This window comes from Micromonospora sp. DSM 43699 (assembly GCF_055517075.1).
In genome coordinates, this window is sequence record NZ_JBTMMT010000016.1 from 13,147 (window position 1) to 32,095 (window position 18,949).

General features: G+C 75.7%; 9 protein-coding genes. 6 read left to right on the forward strand and 3 right to left on the reverse strand.

Features of this window, described 5'->3' with window-relative positions:
* The first annotated feature begins 35 nt into the window (after nt 1-35).
* Nucleotides 36-1,616, forward strand: a complete 1,581-nt coding sequence (locus tag AC0AIB_RS11070) for a DUF4139 domain-containing protein (RefSeq protein ID WP_465096538.1) — start codon at nt 36-38, stop codon at nt 1,614-1,616.
* Nucleotides 1,617-1,668: 52 nt separating this feature from the next.
* Here the strand turns inward: AC0AIB_RS11070 and AC0AIB_RS11075 are convergent, their stop codons facing one another.
* The 3 genes from AC0AIB_RS11075 to AC0AIB_RS11085 form a co-directional block, all read right to left on the reverse strand.
* The gene (locus AC0AIB_RS11075) at nt 1,669-3,201 is read right to left on the reverse strand and encodes a polysaccharide deacetylase family protein (protein ID WP_465096539.1); all 1,533 of its coding nucleotides are present in this window, start codon (nt 3,199-3,201) and stop codon (nt 1,669-1,671) included.
* A gap of 112 nt (nt 3,202-3,313) precedes the next feature.
* A complete protein-coding gene (locus tag AC0AIB_RS11080; protein WP_328347973.1) occupies nt 3,314-4,690 on the reverse strand; it encodes a glycosyltransferase family 2 protein in 1,377 nt (458 codons plus the stop codon).
* Nucleotide 4,691: 1 nt separating this feature from the next.
* Nucleotides 4,692-6,059, reverse strand: a complete 1,368-nt coding sequence (locus AC0AIB_RS11085; RefSeq protein ID WP_328347972.1) for a nucleotide sugar dehydrogenase — start codon at nt 6,057-6,059, stop codon at nt 4,692-4,694.
* A gap of 556 nt (nt 6,060-6,615) precedes the next feature.
* Here AC0AIB_RS11085 and AC0AIB_RS11090 point away from each other — a divergent pair.
* The 5 genes from AC0AIB_RS11090 to AC0AIB_RS11110 are packed head-to-tail and all read left to right on the forward strand — an operon-like array spanning nt 6,616 to nt 18,880.
* Nucleotides 6,616-7,491, forward strand: coding sequence for a DUF4132 domain-containing protein (locus tag AC0AIB_RS11090; RefSeq protein ID WP_328347970.1), 876 nt, complete (start codon nt 6,616-6,618; stop codon nt 7,489-7,491).
* Nucleotides 7,488-12,242, forward strand: a complete 4,755-nt coding sequence (locus AC0AIB_RS11095) for a hypothetical protein (protein WP_465096540.1) — start codon at nt 7,488-7,490, stop codon at nt 12,240-12,242. Before AC0AIB_RS11090 ends, AC0AIB_RS11095 begins: the two co-directional genes overlap by 4 nt.
* Nucleotides 12,239-13,402 (forward strand): ATP-binding protein, encoded by a 1,164-nt coding sequence (locus tag AC0AIB_RS11100; RefSeq protein ID WP_465096541.1) that lies wholly within the window; start codon nt 12,239-12,241, stop codon nt 13,400-13,402. The genes AC0AIB_RS11095 and AC0AIB_RS11100 overlap by 4 nt, the downstream gene beginning before the upstream one ends.
* Nucleotides 13,386-16,979 carry a DUF5682 family protein gene (locus AC0AIB_RS11105; protein ID WP_465096542.1) on the forward strand — a complete coding sequence of 1,198 codons (3,594 nt, stop codon included), beginning with the start codon at nt 13,386-13,388 and terminating at the stop codon, nt 16,977-16,979. Before AC0AIB_RS11100 ends, AC0AIB_RS11105 begins: the two co-directional genes overlap by 17 nt.
* Nucleotides 16,976-18,880: a hypothetical protein gene (locus AC0AIB_RS11110; RefSeq protein ID WP_465096543.1), complete on the forward strand. Its 1,905-nt coding sequence runs from the start codon at nt 16,976-16,978 to the stop codon at nt 18,878-18,880. The genes AC0AIB_RS11105 and AC0AIB_RS11110 overlap by 4 nt, the downstream gene beginning before the upstream one ends.
* Nucleotides 18,881-18,949 lie beyond the last annotated feature (69 nt).

Consider the following 18,949-nt stretch of genomic DNA (forward strand, 5'->3'; position numbering starts at 1 on the left):
GTGGTCACGAGCGCGGTCCGGTTACCCTCGCCGCCGTGGATTCCGTGGAGATCGAAGCACCCGTGGTAGCGGTCACCGTCTATCCGGACCGGGCCCGGGTCACCCGCCGGGGGAGCATCCGGTTGCCCGCCGGCGAGCACCGGGTCCGGATCGCACCCCTGCCGTTGCGGCTGCGGCGGGACTCCCTGCGGGTCGGGGGCGGGGGCGCGGTCACCGTCCTCGGCGTGGAGGTGAGCACCTGGCGGCAGCCCCGCAGCACCGACGGTCAGGTCGGCGAACTGACGCAACGGGCCCGGGAGTTGGCCGACGAACTGGCCGAGGTCGACGACGACGCCGAGGTCGAGACGCAGCGGCGGCAGTTCCTCGCCCGGCTGGCCGACCGGGCCGGCGGCACGTACGCCCGCACACTGGCCGCCGGTGACACCGGCCCGGCCGACGTGGCCACCTTCGCCGACTCGGTGGCCGCCCAGCTCGCCGGGTCGCACCGCCGCCGACGCGGGCTGGCCCGGCGGCGCACCGAGCTGACCGAGGAGTTGTCGGCCGTCGAGCGGGACCTGGCCGGCGCGAGCGGCAAGCGGGAACCGGACCGGCTGGCCGCCGAGGTGACGGTGGCGGTGGACGCCGACGACACCGAAGTGGACCTGGAGCTGAGCTACCTGGTCGACGGGGCACGCTGGCAGTCCTCCTACGACCTGCGGCTGGCCGGGGACACCATGGCGGTGACCTGGTTCGGCCTGGTCACCCAGGACACCGGCGAGGACTGGCCGGAGTGCGCGCTCCAGCTCTCCACCGCGCGCCCGGCGGCGGCTGCCGGCGTACCCGAGTTGTCGCCCTGGTATCTCGACCGGGTCCGGCGGGTGCCGGCGATGGCGGCGGCGAGCTTCGGCGCGCCGCCGCCCCCGGCACCCGGTGCGGCCCCGGCCGGCGGGGGTGGGGTGGCCCGTGCGGGGGCCCCGCGCCCCAGCGTGCGGGAGAGTGTGGCCGAGGTCGAGCAGGGGGTCACCGCGGCGACCTACCGGCCGGTCCGTGCGGTGGCGGTGCCCGCCGACGGCAGCGCCTACCGGGCCGTCATCGCGGTGCTGGACCTGCCTGTCGTCCTGGACCACGTGACCGTGCCGGTCCGGGCGGCCGAGGCGCACCTGCGGGCGACCGTCCGCAACACCTCGGCGCACACCCTGCTCCCCGGTCCGGCGGCGGTGTTCCACGACGCCGACTTCGTCGCCGCCACCCGGCTGCCGACCTGGGCTCCCGGCGAGGAGACCGAGGTGGCGCTCGGGGTGGACGACCGGGTCCGGGTGGAACGCGAGCTGACCCGCCGGGCCGACACCAGGGCCACCCTCGGCTCGACCCGGCGGCGGGACGTGGAGTACCGGATCCGCGTGGCCAACCACACCCCCCGACCCGCGACGGTGGAGGTCCGCGACCAGGTGCCGGTCTCCCGCGACGAGGCGGTGGTGGTCCGGGAGGCCACCGTCGTCCCACCGCCCGACGAGCGCACCGAGCTGGGCGAGCTGACCTGGCGGCTGCGGCTCGGGCCGGGGGAACGCGGCGAGATCACCCTCGGCTTCCGGGTCGAGCTCGCCAAGGGGGTGGAGCTGGCCGGCTGGCGGGAGTGACCGCTCGCGCAGCGACCATTCCCGCCAGCCGACCCACGTGGCGGCGCACCCCTTATCCCGCAGCGGTCACGGCGAGGGTCGCGACCGACGGGTGGGGGCGGCCCTCGGCGTCGTCGATCGCCACGGCGAGCCCACCGGTGGCCCCCGGTCCGGTGGGGGTGGCCACCCGCAGGGCCGGGCCGCCGTCGACCAGGGCGACGGTCTCGCCGTCGCGCACGGTGACCGCGATGCGGTGGGTGCTGGCCGGGGTCAGCGCTGTCTCGGCGACCACCCGGCCGGCGCGCAGCAGCGTCACCCGGCCGTGTGTCACCCGCACCGAGACCGTGGCGTCGCCGTCCACCCCGACCAGCAGGGTGACCGTGCCGCCGTCGGCCCGTAGGCCGCGCACGGTGGCGTCGGCCGTGTAACCGGTCCAGTCCGCGCTGGCGTAGGCGAGCAGCGTGCCGTAGGCGCGGCGCGGGCTGTCGGCGGTGAACCGGCCGGCGGTCAGCGGGGACAGCTCGGTCATCGGCTCGCCGTGCTGGTCGCGCCAGTCCCAGGCGCGGGCGAACGGGTCGGGCACCTCGGCGGGCAGGGCCGTCCGCTCGACGACCGCGCTGACCAGTTCGGCGGCCCCGGTCGTGGCGTACACCTCGGCCCGCTCGACCTGCCCCTCGGCCGCCGACCGGCGGCTGCTCGGTGCCGGGGCGAGCGACTTGTTGGTCAGCGCGCCGACGAACCGCGCGGCGATCAGGTCGCGGCTGAACGCGGCGGCCTCCGGGTCGGTCGTCGCGTCGCCGACCTCGGAGAAGGGGTACGCGAACAGCCGCGGGCGGGGCAGGTCATGGACGTCGAACGCGGTGAACATCGCGTCGAAGTCGGCGGTCAGCCGCCGTTGGTAGTCGGCCAGGCTCTCCTGCGCACCGGTGGCCGGTTCCCAGCGTCGGTGGGTCAACGGGGAGCCGAGCCGCCCCGGCGCGGTCTGCACCCGGGTGTGCAGGTCGTGGGTGTGCGCCTGGAAGTCCCACCGGCCGGAGCGGCTCATCCGGGTGACCTCCGCCCAGCTCAGGTAGTACGGCCGGTGGGTGTCCACCTGCCCGGTGATCAGGTAGGAGGCGGCCACCATGTGGTGCCGTTCCAGGATCGGGTCGGCGTACGCCCAGAGCCCCCGGGTGCCGTCGTCGAAGGTCAGGTAGACCGAGCGGTCCGGCACGGTGCCGCCGGCGAGGTAGTCGACGTACTGGGCCGAGGAGATCGTCCGGTAGCCGGCCGTGCGCAGCGCGGTGAGCTGGGCGTCGAACGCCTCCGGGGTGACCACGTAGTGCTCCCGGCCACCGGGTTCGGTCGCTGCCGGGTCGTCGCCGTGCGGCCGGATGTCGTGGTACGCCACGACTACCGGCGCGGCCCGCTCCGGCAGCCGTCCGGCCGTCTCGGCCCAGCGGCGCAGGTCGGCGGGGTCGACCCGGGTGACCGGGGTGTCCCGTTGCCCGCTGACATGGCGTCGCAGGTCGTCGAGGTACCAGGACACCCCGAAGGGCGCCGCGACCACCAGCAGGGTGACCACCGACAGCAGCCTGCCCAGCGCGCGGGGCCAGAACCGGCTCATCGGAGCACCTCCCCCCGGGAGAAGACCACCGCGTAGAGCAGCACCAGCGCCGCCACCCCGGCCAGGGTGATCGCCACCCGGGCCAGCCGGGTCAGCAGCCCACGGCCGGCGTTCACACCGTGCTCCTTGACCACACGCCGCGGCGGATCGTCCCCACCGACCAGGGCAGCAGCCAGGACAGCATGGTGGCGGAGAGCACGCTCATCAACGGCCGGTACGCCCACCGTGGGTCACCGGGGTTGTCCAGCCGGTACGCCAGCCCCCAGGCGGTGCCCTTGAGCAGCACCCCGCAGAGGTAGAGCAACGGCACCGCCCACCAGCCACGCAACGGCGCCCAGACCAGGTGGGAGAAGGCCATCGCCGGGGCCAGCGCCACCCAGAGCGCGTGTCCGTAGTAGAGCGCGGCCGGGCCGGGGCCACGCCGCCACATGAACGTGCCGGTGAAGAAGAGGTTCCGCACGTAGCTCTTCTTCCAGCGGGTCTGCTGGCGCAGGAACGGCCGCAGCCGGGCCGGCACCGTCGTCCACACCTTCGCGGAGCGGACGTAGCCGACCCGCCAGGCGCGGGGCGGGTGGTCCTCGTCGCGGACGAACGGCGAGTCGGCGAAGCGCCGCTTGAGCCGGTCGCCGATCCAGCGTTGCCCGAGGACGTAGCCGGTGAGCTGCCGGTCGGTGGCGAAGCGGAACTCGCCGCCGAGGAACCGGTCGGCCGCCCAGGCGGGCAGGTAGTTGAGCACCGCCTCCCGGCGGAACACCGCCAGCGGGCCGGAGACGCAGGTGACCGCCCCGAACGACGCCTCGGCCGCCTTGGAGACCCGGAACTGACCCTCGTACCAGACGTCCTGCACCCGGGTGAGCAGGGACTCGTCGGGGTTGAGCGCGCGGGCGTGCCCACTGACCGCGCCGAGGTCCGGTTGCCGCAGCAGGGCCTCGACACAGCGTCCCAGCGCGTCCGGGGCGAGCACGCAGTCGGAGTCGGTGAAGGCGAGCACGTCGCCGGTGGCGTGTCGGGCGGCGTGCACCAGGGCCCGCTTCTTGCCGACGTTACGGGGCAGGTGCAGCACGGTGACCGGGAGTTCGGCGGCGAGCCGGTCCAGCACCTCGGCGGTGCCGTCGGTGGAGCCGTCGTCGACCACGATCACCTGCAACGGTCGGAAGTCGCTGCCGGTCATCGAGCGTACGCACGCCTCGATCCCGTCCGCCTCGTCCTTGACCGCCACCAGCAGGCTGACCAGGGGGGCCGGGGGTAGCGGCGGGAACTCGGCGGTGTGCCGGGGCTGCGCCGGGGCCTCGCTGGGGTCCACGTACCGGGCGTAGGCCAGGTAGAACACCGCCACGGTGGCGGTGAGCACGGCGAACCCGTAGAACGCCAGCAGCGGCGCGTACGGCAGCAGGGGCAACTGCCGGGCCAGCAGGGCTATCAGCGGGAGCAGCGCGAGCACGGTGAGCAGCCGGCGCAGGCCGCGCCGGACCGGGGCGGTCACCGGCATCTCAGACGACCTCGCGCCGGGGCAGCCCGGCCAGCCGGTAGGTGGCGTCGAGCACCATGGGCTGCCCGCGCAGCCACGACTCGTCCAGGCCGGGCTGGGCGGTGTGCACGACCACCAGGTCCCACTCCCGGTCGGCATGGTCGGCCACCCGGTGCAGGACGCCGCCGTCGGGGGTGCGGACCGAGGCGACGAGGTCGTCGACGAAGCCGACGTCCGCGCCGGCCCGGACCAGCTCGCCGATGATCTCCAACGCCGGAGACTCCCGGACGTCGGCGACCCCGGGCTTGTACGTCACGCCGACGAGCAGCACCCGCGCGCCGAGCAGGGGACGACCGGCCCCGGCGAGCAGTTCCCGGATCCGGTCGACGACCCGGCGGGGGCGGGCGGCGATACCCCGCATGGCGGTCTCGATCAGCGGCGCCTCGCGGCGCTGCCCGCGTACCTGCCAGAGCAGGTAGTGCGGGTCGCAGGGGATGCAGTGCCCGCCCACCCCGGGGCCGGGCTGGAAGGCCATGAACCCGTACGGCTTGGTGTCCGCCCCGTCGATCACCTCGGTGACGTCCAGGTGCAGGTCCCGGCAGAGGTCGGCGAACTCGTTGGCCAGGGCGATGTTGACCGCCCGGAAGGTGTTCTCCAGCAGCTTGGTCATCTCGGCGGCCTCGGGCGAACCGAGCCGGTGCACCAGGGGGGTGATCCGGGCCAGCGCGGCGGCGGCCCGCGCGGTGCAGTCCGGGGTGGTCCCGCCGACGACCCGGGGGGTGAGCTCCTGGCGGTGCCGGTCGTTGCCGGGGTCGACCCGCTCCGGGGCGAAGGCCACCCAGACCTCCTGCCCGACCCGCAGACCCCGGGCGGCCAGCGGCGCGACCAGCAGGTCGCGGGTGGTGCCCACGTAGCTGGTGGAGGTGAGCACGATGGTCTGGCCGGGGCGGGCGTGCGCGACCACCGCCGCGCAGGCGGCCCGCAACGCGGTGAGGTCCGGGGCGAGGTGCCTGTCCACCGGCGTGGGCACGCAGATCAGCACCGTGTCGGCGTCGGCGATCTCGCTGATCGCGGTGGTAAGGCGCAGGGCGGGGTCGGCGGCCTGCAGCGTCTCGCGCAGTCGCTCCTGGTCGTCGTCGAGCAGGTCGGCCCGGCCGGCCCGGATGTCGTCGAGCCGGGCCGGGGCGATGTCGACGCCGATCACCCGGGATCCGCTGGCGACCAGGGCCAGGCTGGTCGGCAGGCCCACGTAACCGAGGCCCACCACGGCGGTACGCGCCCCGGGGCTGGTGACGACGACGTGGGCGGCGGCCGGCTCCGGTGGAGCGGTCGAAGGCGCCGGGGCGGTCGTCGGGACGTCGGACCGGGCGGCGGGCAGGAGCTGCGACATGGTCGAGGGCCCTCACGGAAGGTGAACGGGGATGACCCAAGAGTGCCGATCTGGTGGCCCCGGTGGCTGTCCGTCGAACAGCCGGCCGGAAGCAGAAAGGCTACGGGTAGTCACTGTCCGTTCGGTCAGTTCTCAGCGCGGTAACCGCCCACCGGTGTCGTCGGGGCGCGACGGGGACGGCGGGGGTCGTCACACCGGCATCATCGACCACCGGCGTCCCACCGCTCCCGCCGTCCCGGACGGAGTAAGAATCATCACTGGCGGTGAACGGGCCGCCCGTGCGCATCCTCCCGGCACGGGGTGGCATGGCGAGCGGTCCTCCGGGCGTGAGGGGCCCGCTTCACCAGGAGTAAATCGGTGGCGGGGGAGCGGTTTCCTCGGTGCCGGCGACGGCCGTTTCGTCGAGCGCGGCTCCTCTTGACCCGAGGGTCGTCACCAATAGTCATGGATCGGTTAGGCGTCGGCCCCGCTGCCGGGTGGCGGGACGGCCACCGTTTCTGTCGCCCGGGTGGGCTAGCCTCCGGTGTCTCTACTCGCCGATCATGAGGATGTCCACATGGGATGGTCAGCGGCGTCGGGTGGCTACCAGGTCACTCTCCGCGACGGTGATGTCATCGCCCGGAACGCCAAGGGGCGGGAGCTCCGTTCCGTCCCGGCGTCCCTGCGTGACGATCCGACAGTGGTCGGGCTCCGACAGCTCACCGAGTGGCTGACCCGGCACGAGGCCCAGTGCCGTACGGACATCGAACGCTGGATGGTGCGCTCGCTGCCGGTGCCGGTGTCGGTCCTGACCGAGGTGTGGCCGGACGAGGCATGGCGCACCGCGCTCACCGACCTCGTCGTCGCGGTGCTCGACGACGACGGCCACCGGGACCCGGACGACGTGGGTCTGCTCCGCGAGGTGGGCGACGGCCAGGTCGGTCTGGTCAACCTCGACGGCGACTCCGTCCGCCGGGCCGCCCGACGGATCGTCATCCCCCATCCGGTCACCCTCGACGACCTCGACGACCTGCGGGAGTTCGCCGCCGAACTCCAGGTCCGCCAGTCCGTCGACCAGCTCTTCCGGCAGACCTGGGTCCGGGGGTCGGGCGTCGACCCGACGGCGACCCGGTTCGGCGACTACGCCGGCGGCCGGTACGACCAGCTGCGCCACCTGACGGCCCGCGCGACGAAGCTCGGCTACCCGGTACGTGGTGGCAACGCGGTGTGCCGGATCGTCGAGGACGGCCACACCGTCGAGGCCCGGTCGTGGGTCGGCGCCGACGACCCGTACTACGAGACCGAGACCGGTGACCTCGTCTTCACCGACCGGCACGGCACCGCCCTGCCGCTGGGCACGGTCGGCCCGGTGGCCTGGTCGGAAGGAACCCGGATGGCCGCCGCGTTGTACGCCGGCCGGGTCGTGGCAGCAGAGCAGGAGGAGGACAAGTGAGCGTCGACCCGATGGACCTGTTGGAGGCGGGGGCGGTGCTGCCCGCCGGCACGGTGGTGGCCAAGGACGACACCGCCGACACCCTGACCGCCCGCCGCTACGCCCACCCGGCACTCGCCGGCCGGACCGTGGTCCGGCTGGTCATCGACGCGCTCGGCGAGGCCGAGGACCTGTCCATGGAGTTCCTCGGCTTCGACCGACCGGAGCGGGTGACCCCGGTCGGGGTGGTCCGCAGGCAGGCGCTCGGCTTCCCGGCGTGGGCGCTGATCCACGACCCGACCAACGGGCACCACGCGCTGGCCCTGGTCAAGGAGATCGAGCGGCTGGCCCGGACGGCCAGGTCCCGGGTCGGCCCGGCGAAGGACGGCTTCAACGCCCTCGGTGAGCGACTGGCCCGGTCGGTGCCGCACTTCCTGCCGACCTTCTACGAGGAGGCCGGCCGGGCGTTCCTCGCCGCCGACAGCGTGACCCACGCGGCGAGCATGTTCGGCAAGGCCCGGGACGCGGAACGCGCCTACGGGCTGGCCATCGACGAGGACCGCCAGCACACCGTGTTCCTGGAGTTCGCGCTGGCCGGCGCGCTGACCGCCAAGGCGCTCTCCGGCCATGCCCGGGACCTCGCGACCCGCTGCGCCCCGGCCGACGCGTACGCGATGTTCCTGCGGCTGTGCGTGGAGCGCACTCTGGGCGGCCTCCCGCCGTACGCGGCGATGCACACCGACCTGCGCCGGCTGGCCCGCACCGCCGGGCTGGACCCGGCCACCGAGGACGAGCGGGTGCTCGGCGAACTGCTTGCCGCGCCCGCGCTCAACCGGGCACCGGAGGCGTTCTGGAACGCCTACCGGGCGCCGTTGGCCCGGCTGGCCGCAGCCGACCCCGCCCTACGCGGCCGGCTGCTCGGGCTGACCCCCCAGCACTGCGGCGACGACGTCTGGCTGGAGGTGCTGGAGTCGGCCGGTGCCACGCAGGCGCTGACCGGGCCGGCGGGCGGCGTCCCCGCCGAGGCCGAGTCGCCGGACGGGCCCGCCGGCTGGCTGCGCCGGTTCGACGAGCACCGGGAACGCCGTTCGTGGCGGGTCCGCAAGCGGCACCCCGGGCTGTTGGCCCTGGTGGACCGGATGGCGGGACGGCTCAAGGCCGACGGCGTGCCTGTCGCGCTCTGCCGCGACCACGACACCGTGGACCTCGACCTGCTCGACACCTGCCTGGCGCTGGGGGTGCCCGTCGCGGAGCCTGCCGACGACGTCCGGCACCGGTTGGAGCTCTGGCTGGCCGACGACACCGCCGGCCGACGTGACCTGGTGGCCGTCGCCGCCGACAGGCGTTTCCTGCCGCTGCTGGTCGAGGGCGTGGAGCGGCGCCTGCGGACCGGCGCACGCGACCTGCGCGACCCGACGGCACGGGTGCAGGAGATCGTCGCGGTACCCGGGCTCCGGACGGCCCTGCGGCGCTGGCTGGACACGCTCGCCGACGCCGTCGGGCGGCAGGGGCTGCCGACGCTCGACCACCACCTCGACCGGGTCGGCACCGTCGCCTGCCCGACCGGGTTCGCCGTCAACCCCGACGCGGTACGCCGACTCGTCGACCACGACCTCGGCGCGGTGCTCGGCCGTACGCTGCGGTCCGGTCTGCTCGACGAGTACGGCTGGCCGGCCCTGGACACCGCTACCGCACGGCTCGGCGAGGCCGAGGCGGACGTCCAGTTCACCGGGCAGTGGCCGTACCTGCTGCTGGTCACCGGCGGCCTGGTGTCGGTGACCGGGCCGGACGGGGTGGAACACGAGCACCTGATGCGGATCCCGGCCGGCGAGAACCGGTACCGGTGGCGGCTGGTGCTGCGCTACGTCGACGGGCAGCTGCTTGTCTGCTGGGACCGGGGCCGGGACCGGGCCGCCTACTGGAGCGGCGCACCGGACGACGTCTTCGCCCTCGCCGACGACGCCTTCACCATCTATCCACAGCTGTCGCTGCCGCTGCCCGGCGGGGGACGTACCCTGGGCCAGCGTCCGTTGCGGGTCGGTGACCGGGGCGAGCGGACCGGCGGCCGGGTGATCAGCGACGGCGACACCTACTGGGTGCGTGCCGCCGACCACCCGCTGGGCTGGCGGGAGTACGACCCCGCGACGGGCGAACCGGGCCGGTTCTCCCGGCCGAGGTTCTTCGAGGACGGCACTGTCGACGGTCGACCCCTGGACGCCGAGGTGTCCTGGCTGCGCCCCACCGAGTCGTCCGACAGCCCACTGGGACGGGCCGACGGGCTGGCCGGCTGGCGGGTCCGACGCGCGGTGGACGGCGGCTGGGCCGGTGAGGCCGTGAACGGCCGGTCCTTCGCCCTGCCGGCGGGTGTCGGCCCCGACGGAAAGCTGGCGGCGGCGGTGCGGTTCCCCGGCGCGGACACCACCTTCGCAGTGCTGCACCACGGCCGGGGCTCCAACGGCGAGCTGCTGGTCTGCGCCGAGGACGGCTTCCTGCTCGGTCGCTACCAGCTCGGCGGTGAGCGGTCGGCCTTCGCCGCCGGCACCCGGCTGGTGCCGCCCCTGGAGTTCTGGCACTTCCTGCGGCCCCGCGACGAGGCCGGCTCGGCGGCACTGCGGGTCGTCACCGACGCGCAGGCCGGTGCGCTGCTGGCCGAGGCGGCCGGCCTGGACGCCGCGCAGGTGCCCGCCCTGGTCGGCCGGCACCTTCCGCAGCTCACCGCGCCCGCCCTCGTCGCCGGGGTCGCCGGCCTCGTCACCCGGGCCGCCGCGCAGGTGGCACGACTGCGGACGTTGGCCGCCGTGCTGGACGGCGAGCAGGACAACGCCCTGCCGGCGGCGGAGCAGACCCCGGCCGGGGCACCGGCGGTCGACCGGCTGCTCGCCGAGGGGCTGGCCGGGCTGATCCAGTACTGCTACGCCGCGGGGGACAGCTCCCTGCGGCTGATCAGCCGGGCGGGTGCCGTGCTCACCGGCACCGGGCCGACGTCGGACGCCCGGGTCGAGCTGGACGGTGACCTCGACTGGTTCGACGTGCTGGGGGTGCTGCCGGCCGCGATGTACCGGGCGGTGGCCCCGGTCTGCCTGTCCGAGGTGCGCGAGGCGCTGCTGACGCTGCTGGAGGTGTGCGCCCGCTCCGGGCTGCTCGCCCCGGGCAGCCGGCTGCGGCGGGCCACCCTTGTCGCCGACGGCACCCATCCGGTCGATCAGGTCAGGGGGCATGTGCTGACCGAGGGCGGTCGGCGGTTGCTGGTGCTCGCCGTGGACACCGACGACCGCGAGGTCGAGGTGCTCGACTGGACGCCGACCGGGCAGTTCTCGGCGGTGGCCGGTTTCCGGATCACCGAGGAGGAGATCCTGCCGACCGGTGACGTCACGCCGCAGCGGCTCGACGAGTTCGTCCGGCTCGCCCGCGAGAACGGGCCGGTGCCCTGGCACACCGAACGGGCCCAGGCACTGTCCGAGGCGGCGGGCATGAGCTACGCCGAGGCGGTGCTGCTGCTGGCGGGCCTGCCCCGGCTGGTGTGGGAGAAGGCCCCGGCCGAGCTGCGTACCACCCTGGGGTTGCCCGATACGGCGGCCGCCGCCGCGGCGGCCCGGTTCTGGGGCACCGGCGGTCGCGGCCGGCAGGGCCTCACCGGGCTGCTGGGGCGGCTGGTGCCGGAGGACCCGGCGACGCTGTGGGTCGACGGACCCCGGCAGGATCTGGTCGTCGAGGAGTGGATCCGGCGGCACGGGCGGCGTCGACCCGTATCCGACGAGTTGATCGTCCAGGCGCACCGGGCCGAGGTGGCCAGCCCGCTGTCGGCCTCGACGGTGGTCCACTGGGTCGCCAACGCGGCCACCTGCCACTGGCTTGCCGGTGCCGACTCCGGCGTCGACGACGAGGACGCGTTGATCGCGCTGACCAGGACGCTGCCGTGGCTGGCCTACCACCTGTCCGTCGACGACCCGATCCGGTCGGCGTTGCCGGTGGCCGCCCGACTGGTCCGGGCGCGGTTGGCCGATCCCGGGTGCACCGTCGCGGTCGGCCACCTCGACGGCAACAAGCTGTCGGCGTTCACCGCCGCGTTCGGCCTCCCGGCGACTACCGGCCCGGCGGGCACCGAGGTCGGCCCGGTGCTGATTCCGCCGTCGGCCCGCTGGCACCAGGTCCGGTTGTCTCCGTCCCGACTGTCCGGCGTGGACGATCCGGCGCTGGCCGTGCTGCGGGCCCGCCTCGACCGCGTCGACGAGCGGGTGCTCGCGGCGCTGCGGGCCCTGGTCGGCGACCAGCTCACCGAGGTGGTGTCGCACGTCGTCCCGGCGATGGACGACGGCTTCGCGCAGGACCCGACCCGGTCCGCCCCGGAGTTGGTCGCGACGGTCGCCTCGACGCTCGGGCTGAGCGCCGACGCCGCGGCGCTCTACCTGCAACTGCTCGCCCTGCCCGACCCGACCGACCGTAACGTCGCCCGGTGGACCGGCTGGAAGCCGGCCCGGCTCAAGGCGGCCCGCGCCGAGTTGGCCGCGACCGCGCACGTCGTGGCGGCGAAGCGGCCCCGGGCCGGGCGGTCGCTGTTCCTGCCCGGTGGTTGGTTGGCGCTGAAGGCGCCGCTGCTGCCGCTGGAGCGGTGGAAACTCCCGCTGCTGATCGGGGGCGAGGGTGGGGTGACCGCCCTGGGCATCGTCTCCCCGGTCGCCCCCGCGCCCCGCCTGTTCGCGCTCGCCTGGGCCCGACTGGGCGACGGCGACGCACCCCGCTTCGACGATCTTGTTACGGAAGGGCGCCGATGACCACCGCGACCACCCCGGCGGCTCGCCAGGTCCAACCCGCCGAGCACGCCCACGCCGCCGAACTGGCGTTCCTCGCCGCCTACGACGACGGGCCCCGTCCGCCGGGCTGGCGGTTGACCCCCCGCGCGGTCGTCACGTTCATCGTCGGCAGCGCCGGTGCCGCGCTGGAGCTGCCCCGCCAGGCACGCCGCGACGACCTGCCCCGCACACTGGCCGTGGCCGCCAAGTTCGTCGGGGAACGGGCCCTGGTCGAGCGGTGCGTCGTCACCCTGGCCGGGGAACGGGGCCTGCTGCTCGTCGGCGAACCGGGCACCGCGAAGTCGATGCTGTCGGAGCTGTTGGCCGCCGCGATCTGCGGCAGCAGCGAGCTGGTCGTGCAGGGCACCGCGGGGACCACCGAGGACCAGCTCCGGTACGGCTGGAACTACGCGCTGCTGCTGGCGCACGGGCCGAGCGCCGCCGCGCTGGTGCCCTCGCCGATCCTGTCGGCGATGCGTACCGGTGCGGTGGCTCGGGTGGAGGAGATCACCAGGTGCCTGCCCGAGGTCCAGGACGCCCTGGTGTCCATCCTGTCCGATCGGCGGATCGCGGTGCCCGAGCTCTCCGGCACCGCCGGGGCCACCGTCCCCGCCGCGCCCGGATTCACGCTTATCGCGACCGCCAACCTGCGTGACCGGGGGGTGTCGGAGATGTCCGCCGCGCTCAAGCGCCGGTTCAACTTCGAGACCGTCGGCCCGATCGGCGACCTGGCCCAGGAGATCGCCCTGGTGCAGCGGCAGGCCCGCGCCACGCTGGAGCGGGTGCACGCCCCGTTCGCGGTCGACGAGGCCGTGCTGGAGGCGCTTGTCACCGCGTTCCGGGACCTGCGGGCCGGGCGGTCGGTCGAGGGCTGGGAGGTGGAGCGGCCCTCCACGGTGATGAGCACCGCCGAGGCGGTCGCGGTCGCGTCGTCGCTGGCCTTGGCGGCGGCCTACTTCCCCGGCGACCGGGACGTGTTGTCGCTGCTGCCGGGGCATCTGCTCGGCGTGGTCCGCAAGGACGACCCCGCCGACGGGGCCAAGCTGCTCGGCTACTGGGACGGCGCGGTCCGGCGTCGGGCCGAGGACGGCGCCCGGCTGTGGCGGCAACTCTGGGAACTGCGCGATGTCCTCGCCGACTGACCCGTCGCCCCCGTCCGGGCCGCCGCCTCCGCCCGCGCCCCGTGGCCCGGCCGGGCCGCCGACGCCCCCGGGGCCGTCTGCCCCGGCCGCACCGCCGACCGGCGCGGAGCTGGTCGATCCCTCGGTTGCGGTCGCCGCGTTGGCCGGGCACCGGCGGCCGTACCTGATCGGGGTACGCCACCACTCGCCCGCGCTGGCGGTGGCCCTGCCGCGGCTGCTGGCCGAGTGCCGACCCGAGGTGCTGCTCCTCGAACTCCCGCCGGAGCTGGGCGAGTGGCTGCCGTGGCTCGCGGACCCGGCCACCACCGCCCCGGTGGCGCTGGCCGGGGTGGTCGGCGACGGCGGGGGACCGGCGTTCTATCCGTTCGCCGACTTCTCCCCGGAGCTGGTCGCGGTGCGGTGGGCGGCCCGTAACGGGGTTCCGGTCGTACCGTGTGATCTGCCGTTGGCCGACGCGGCCTGGGGGGAGCGCGGGCCGGGCGGGGCCGCGACGCCGGGCCGGTCGTTCGCGGACGCGCTGCGCGCGGCGGGCAGCGGGCGGGCCGACGAGGACCTGTGGGACCGCTCGGTCGAGGCCCGGGCGCCCGGCGCAGACCCGGAGGCGGTACGCCGGGCGGCGCTCGCCGTCGGTTGGGCGTTGCGCGTCGACGCCGAGCGGGGGGCCGGGGTGTCCGCCCTCGACCTGCGGCGGGAGGCGCGGATGCGGCAGTGCCTGGCGGAGGCGGGCCCGCGCCGGGTCGCCGCCCTGGTCGGCGCGTTCCACGCCCCGGCGCTGCTGACCGGATCGGGCGGCCCGCCGGCCGGTCCGGCCGGCCAGTCGTCGGTGGTGACCTCGCTGGTGCCGTACACGTTCGGGTTGCTGGACGCGCGGTCGGGCTATCCGGCCGGCATCCGCGATCCGCAGTGGCAGCAGTCGGTCCTGGCGGCCGACGGTGATCCGGCCGCCGTCGAGTCGGCGACGACGGCCGCCGTGGTGGCCGTCTGCGCGGCGATCCGCCGGGCCGGTCACCCGGCCGGTCCGGGCGAGGCCCGGGAGGCGGTCCGGCTCGCGCTCGACCTGGCCCGGCTGCGCGGCCTGCCCGCACCGGGCCGGGGCGAACTGGTCGAGGCGATCCAGAGCGTGCTGGCCCACGGTGAGGTGCTCGGCCGGGGCCGGGCGGTGGCCCGCGCGATGGAGCAGGTGCTCGTCGGGGACCGGCGGGGGGTGCTGGCTGCCGGCACCCCCCGGTCCGGACTGGGCCCGGCGGTACGGGAGTTGCTGGTCCGGTTGCGGCTGCCCGGGGCCGGTGACCCGGCCAGGGAGCTGCGGCTGGACCCGCTCCGTTCCGCCCTGGACCGGCGGCGGGAGATCACGCTGCACCGGCTCGTGGTCTGTGACGTCGCGTACGCCGAACAGGTCGGCGGCGCGGGTGTCGGCGGGGTGGACCCGGTCACCGCGCGCTGGCGGGTGGAGTGGTCGCCCCGGACCGAGGCGACGATCGAGGTGGCCGGGCTGCGTGGGGTGACCCTCGGCCAGGCCGCCGAGGGCGCCCTGGTGGAGCGGCGACGGCGGGAGCGGGCCGAGGACGGCCCGACCGTCGCCGCCGTGATCGTCGGGCTGGAGGACGCCGCGCGGTGCGACCTGACCGGGCTGGCCGCCCGCAGGCTCACCGAACTGTCGGTCACGGTGCCGGCGGAGGGCACCCTCGGTGAACTGGTCGCGGCGTTGGCGTTGCTCGACCGGCTGCGCCTCGGCCACCTGCCGGGCGGGTCCGGGCTGTCGGCGGGCGAACTGGGCCGGGTCGCCGAGGCGCTGGAGAACGCGGCGGTCCGGCAGGTCGACGGTCTGGCCGGCACCGAGGACGTGGCCGACGCCGAGGCGTTGGCCACGCTCGTCCAGCGGGCCGACGCCGCCGGGGCGGGGCTGCGCCTGGCCGACTGCCTGGCCCGGCTCGCCATCCGGGGCACGCCGCTGATGGCCGCCGCCGCCGGGGCGGTCCAGGTCCTGTCGGGACTGCGGCAGCCGGCCGCCTTCGGACGGCTCGTCGCATCCTGGGTGGACACCGCGACCACGCCCACCGGGCGGCAGCAGCTCCAGGGCCACCTGACCGGGCTGCTTGTCGTCGCGGAACCGCTGCTGCGGGCCAACGGTGAGGTGCTGGGCGGGCTTCTCGACCGGGTCGAGACCCTGCCCGACGAGGAGTTCCTCACCCGGCTACCCGCGCTGCGCGCCGGCTTCCACGCGGTCAGCCCGGCCGGTCGGGACCGGCTGCTCGAGGTGGTCCGGGAGCGGCTCGACGACGCCGACCCGGCCGCCGACATCGCGGTGCTCGACGACCCGGACGCCCTACTGGTCCGACTGCGCGCCGACCGGGCGGGCCGGGAGGCGCTCCTGGCGCAGGGCCTCCTTGCTCCCGTTCCGGCGGAGCCGTCACCGGACCTGCCGGCAGCGGTTCCCGGCGTGGCGCGGCGGGCCACCCGTCGGACGCCGGCCGGTGGGATCCCGACCGTCGACAGGTGGCGGCTCGTGCTGGGCCGCGAGTCCACCCGGGTCGGGCCGCGCGCCCGCCGGTACGCCACCGCACTCGACGAGCTGTACGGTGCCGGCCGGGGCGAAGGGGCCGGTGCCGAGGCGGCCGGTCGTGCCGGCCGGGAAGCGTCCTTCCCTGGCGTACGGGAGTGGGCGCAGGAGTTGTCCGCCCTGTTCGGCCCCGGCGTACGGGAGGAGGTGCTGGCCCGGGCCGTCGAGGCGGGCCGGCTGGACGCGGTCACCGAGCTCGATCCGGCGGCGGTGCGCCCGTCGGTCGAGCTGCTCCGCGACCTGCTCACCCTCGCCGGTGGGCTGCCGGAGTCCACGGTGGCGCGGCTGCGCCCGCTGGTGGCCCGGATCGTGGCGGAGCTGACCCGGCAGTTGGCCGCCCGGCTGCGTCCGGCGCTGACCGGGCTGACCACCCCCCGCCCCACCTACCGGCCGGGCGGGCCGCTGGACCTGCCCCGGACGCTGCGGGCCAACCTGGCGACCGTCCGCCGCGACGCGCAGGGCAGGGTGATGCTGGTGCCGGAGCGGCCGGTGTTCCGGACCCGGGCCCGCCGGGGGGTCGACTGGCGGCTGGTGCTCGTCGTCGACGTCTCCGGTTCGATGGAGGAGTCGGTGATCTGGTCGGCGCTCACCGCCGCCGTGCTCGCCGGCGTTCCGGCGCTCAGCACGCACTTCGTCGCCTTCTCCACCGAGGTGGTGGACCTGTCCGAGCGGGTGGACGACCCGCTGGCCCTGCTGCTGGAGGTCAGCGTCGGCGGGGGCACCCACATCGCGGCCGGGTTGCGGTACGCCCGGTCTTTGGTCACCGTTCCGCAGCGAACGATGGTGGTCGTGATCAGCGACTTCGAGGAGGGGTTCCCGATGGGTGGACTGCTGGCCGAGACCCGGGCGTTGGTCGAGGCGGGCTGCCAGGTGCTGGGCTGCGCCAGCCTGGACGACACCGGCCGGCCCCGGTACTCGGTGTCGACGGCGGGTCAGCTGGTGGCGGCGGGGATGCCGGTCGCCGCATTGAGCCCGCTGGAGCTGGCCCGGTGGGTCGGGGAGCAGGTACGTCCATGACCGGCCTGCCGGCGGTGACCGCACCGGTGCTGGCCGAGGCGCTGGACGCGCTGCCCGCCCGGCTGCGGCGGAAGGTGGACGACGCGGTCGCCCGCGCCAGCGGCTGGCCGGTCACCGGCACGGCCGACGGGGTGACGGTCCGGGTCGACGAGGCGACGTCGGTGACCCTGGTGACTGTCGAGGGGGTGGTACGCAGCGCCGCCGACGCCCGGTGCAGTTGCCTGCTCGCCCCGCACTGCCTGCACCGGATGGCGGTGCTCGCCCTGGCCCCGGTGGACGACCGGGCCCCCTCGGAGCCGGAAGCGCCGGCCGCTGGCCGGCCCGTCGCCCCGCCTGTCGGTGCGTCGGCCGGTGCGGCGCCCGGTGCGACGGCCGATACCGCCGCCGATCCTCCCGCCGGTGCGGCTGCGGCGGTAGGTGGCGCGGCTCCGGCGGTGGACGGCGTGACCTCGCGCAGTGAGTTCACCGAGCGGCAGCGGATCGCCGCCGACGGGTTGTGGCAGGTGGCGGTGGCCGTGCTCGGGGCGGGGACCGTCGGCTGCGGGGTCGTGCTGCGGACCGCCCTGCTGCGGGCCGTGCACGAGGCCAGGGCCAACGGTCTGCACCGCGCCGCCGCGTCCGGCACCCGGGTCGCGGCGGGACTGCGGGCCGCCCGGGCGGCCGAGCCGCAGTACCGGCTCGCCGACCTGACCGACGACCTGCGCGAGCTGCTGGCCGTGTCCCGTCGGCTGCGCGGGACCGTAGCGCCGGCCGGTGAACTCGGGTCGTTGCTGGGCACCGCCCGACGGGCCTACGACCCGCAGGACGGCCTGCGCCTGTACGGGCTCTGCGCGGTGCCCGTGGTGACGGATTCCGGATACGCCGGGGTGGTCACCTACCTGGCGGACCGCGCCGGTCGGCTGTGGACGGTCGCCGATCTCGCCCCGGGGGACGTGGGACGGGCCGTCGGCGCGGGTGACGCGACGGTGGCGGTGGGCGAGTCGGGGCTGAGTCACCGGCAGCTCACCCGGGCCGGGCTTGTGGTGTCCGGCGGCACCGCGTCGGAGTCGGGGCAACTGGGTGCCGGCCGGGCGGTCCGGGCGGTGCGGGCGGCCGGTGCCGGTTGGGCCGACGAACCCCTGGCCGGGTTGTGGGCGCAACCCCTGTCCGACCAGGTACGGCGGGCCTTCGGCGCGGCGACCCTGCCGGTACCGGAGCGCCCGGCCGGGGCTGATCTGCTCTTCCTGACCGTGCGGGTGCTGGGCGGGCACGACCACACCGTCCTCGTCGCGACCGGCGACGGGGCGGTCCTGACGCTGACCGTCGCCGACGAGCACACCGCCCTGCCGCACCGGGACAACCTGCGGCTGCTGGCGCAGGCGGTGGGGGCGGAGCTGCGTCTGGTGGGCCGGCTCGATCCCACCCGCCGGGCGACGGTCCAGGCGCTCGCCGTGGGGCCGACGTCCGTCGACGGGCCGGCGCTCGTCCTGCCGGAGGGCTGGGCGGGCCACGCCGACCTCGGCTATGACCGGCTGCACTCCAGCCAGTTCAGACCGGCAGGCGGTCCGGCACCGGCGCTGCCGGGCGGTCGGCTCCCGGGCCAGGGCGGTTCCGTGGCGCGTCCGCGCCTCGGCGATCCCGCGCTGGGACTGCTGCGTCGGCAGGTGGAGCGGGTCGTCTCGGGTGGCCGGGTGATCCAGGTGCTTGCCGACCCCGTGGTGCAGGGCCGGCGGCTGGCCCGGCTGGATCTCGGCGCGTACCTGCTCGCGGCGATGGGTGACGCGGCACGGGCCCGTCCCCGGGACGCCTTCGGACGGCTCACCGACGACGACGGGCAGGCGTTCGCGGAGTCCTGGCTGGCGCTGGCGGTCTACGAGGAGGCGGCCTCGCGGGCGCTGGCCGAGGCCTCCTGGCTGCCCTGACGACCCGCGGCCGAACTGTCACACGAAGCTGCCGGCCGGTGTCTCCATGGCGAGACCAGCCGACCAGGA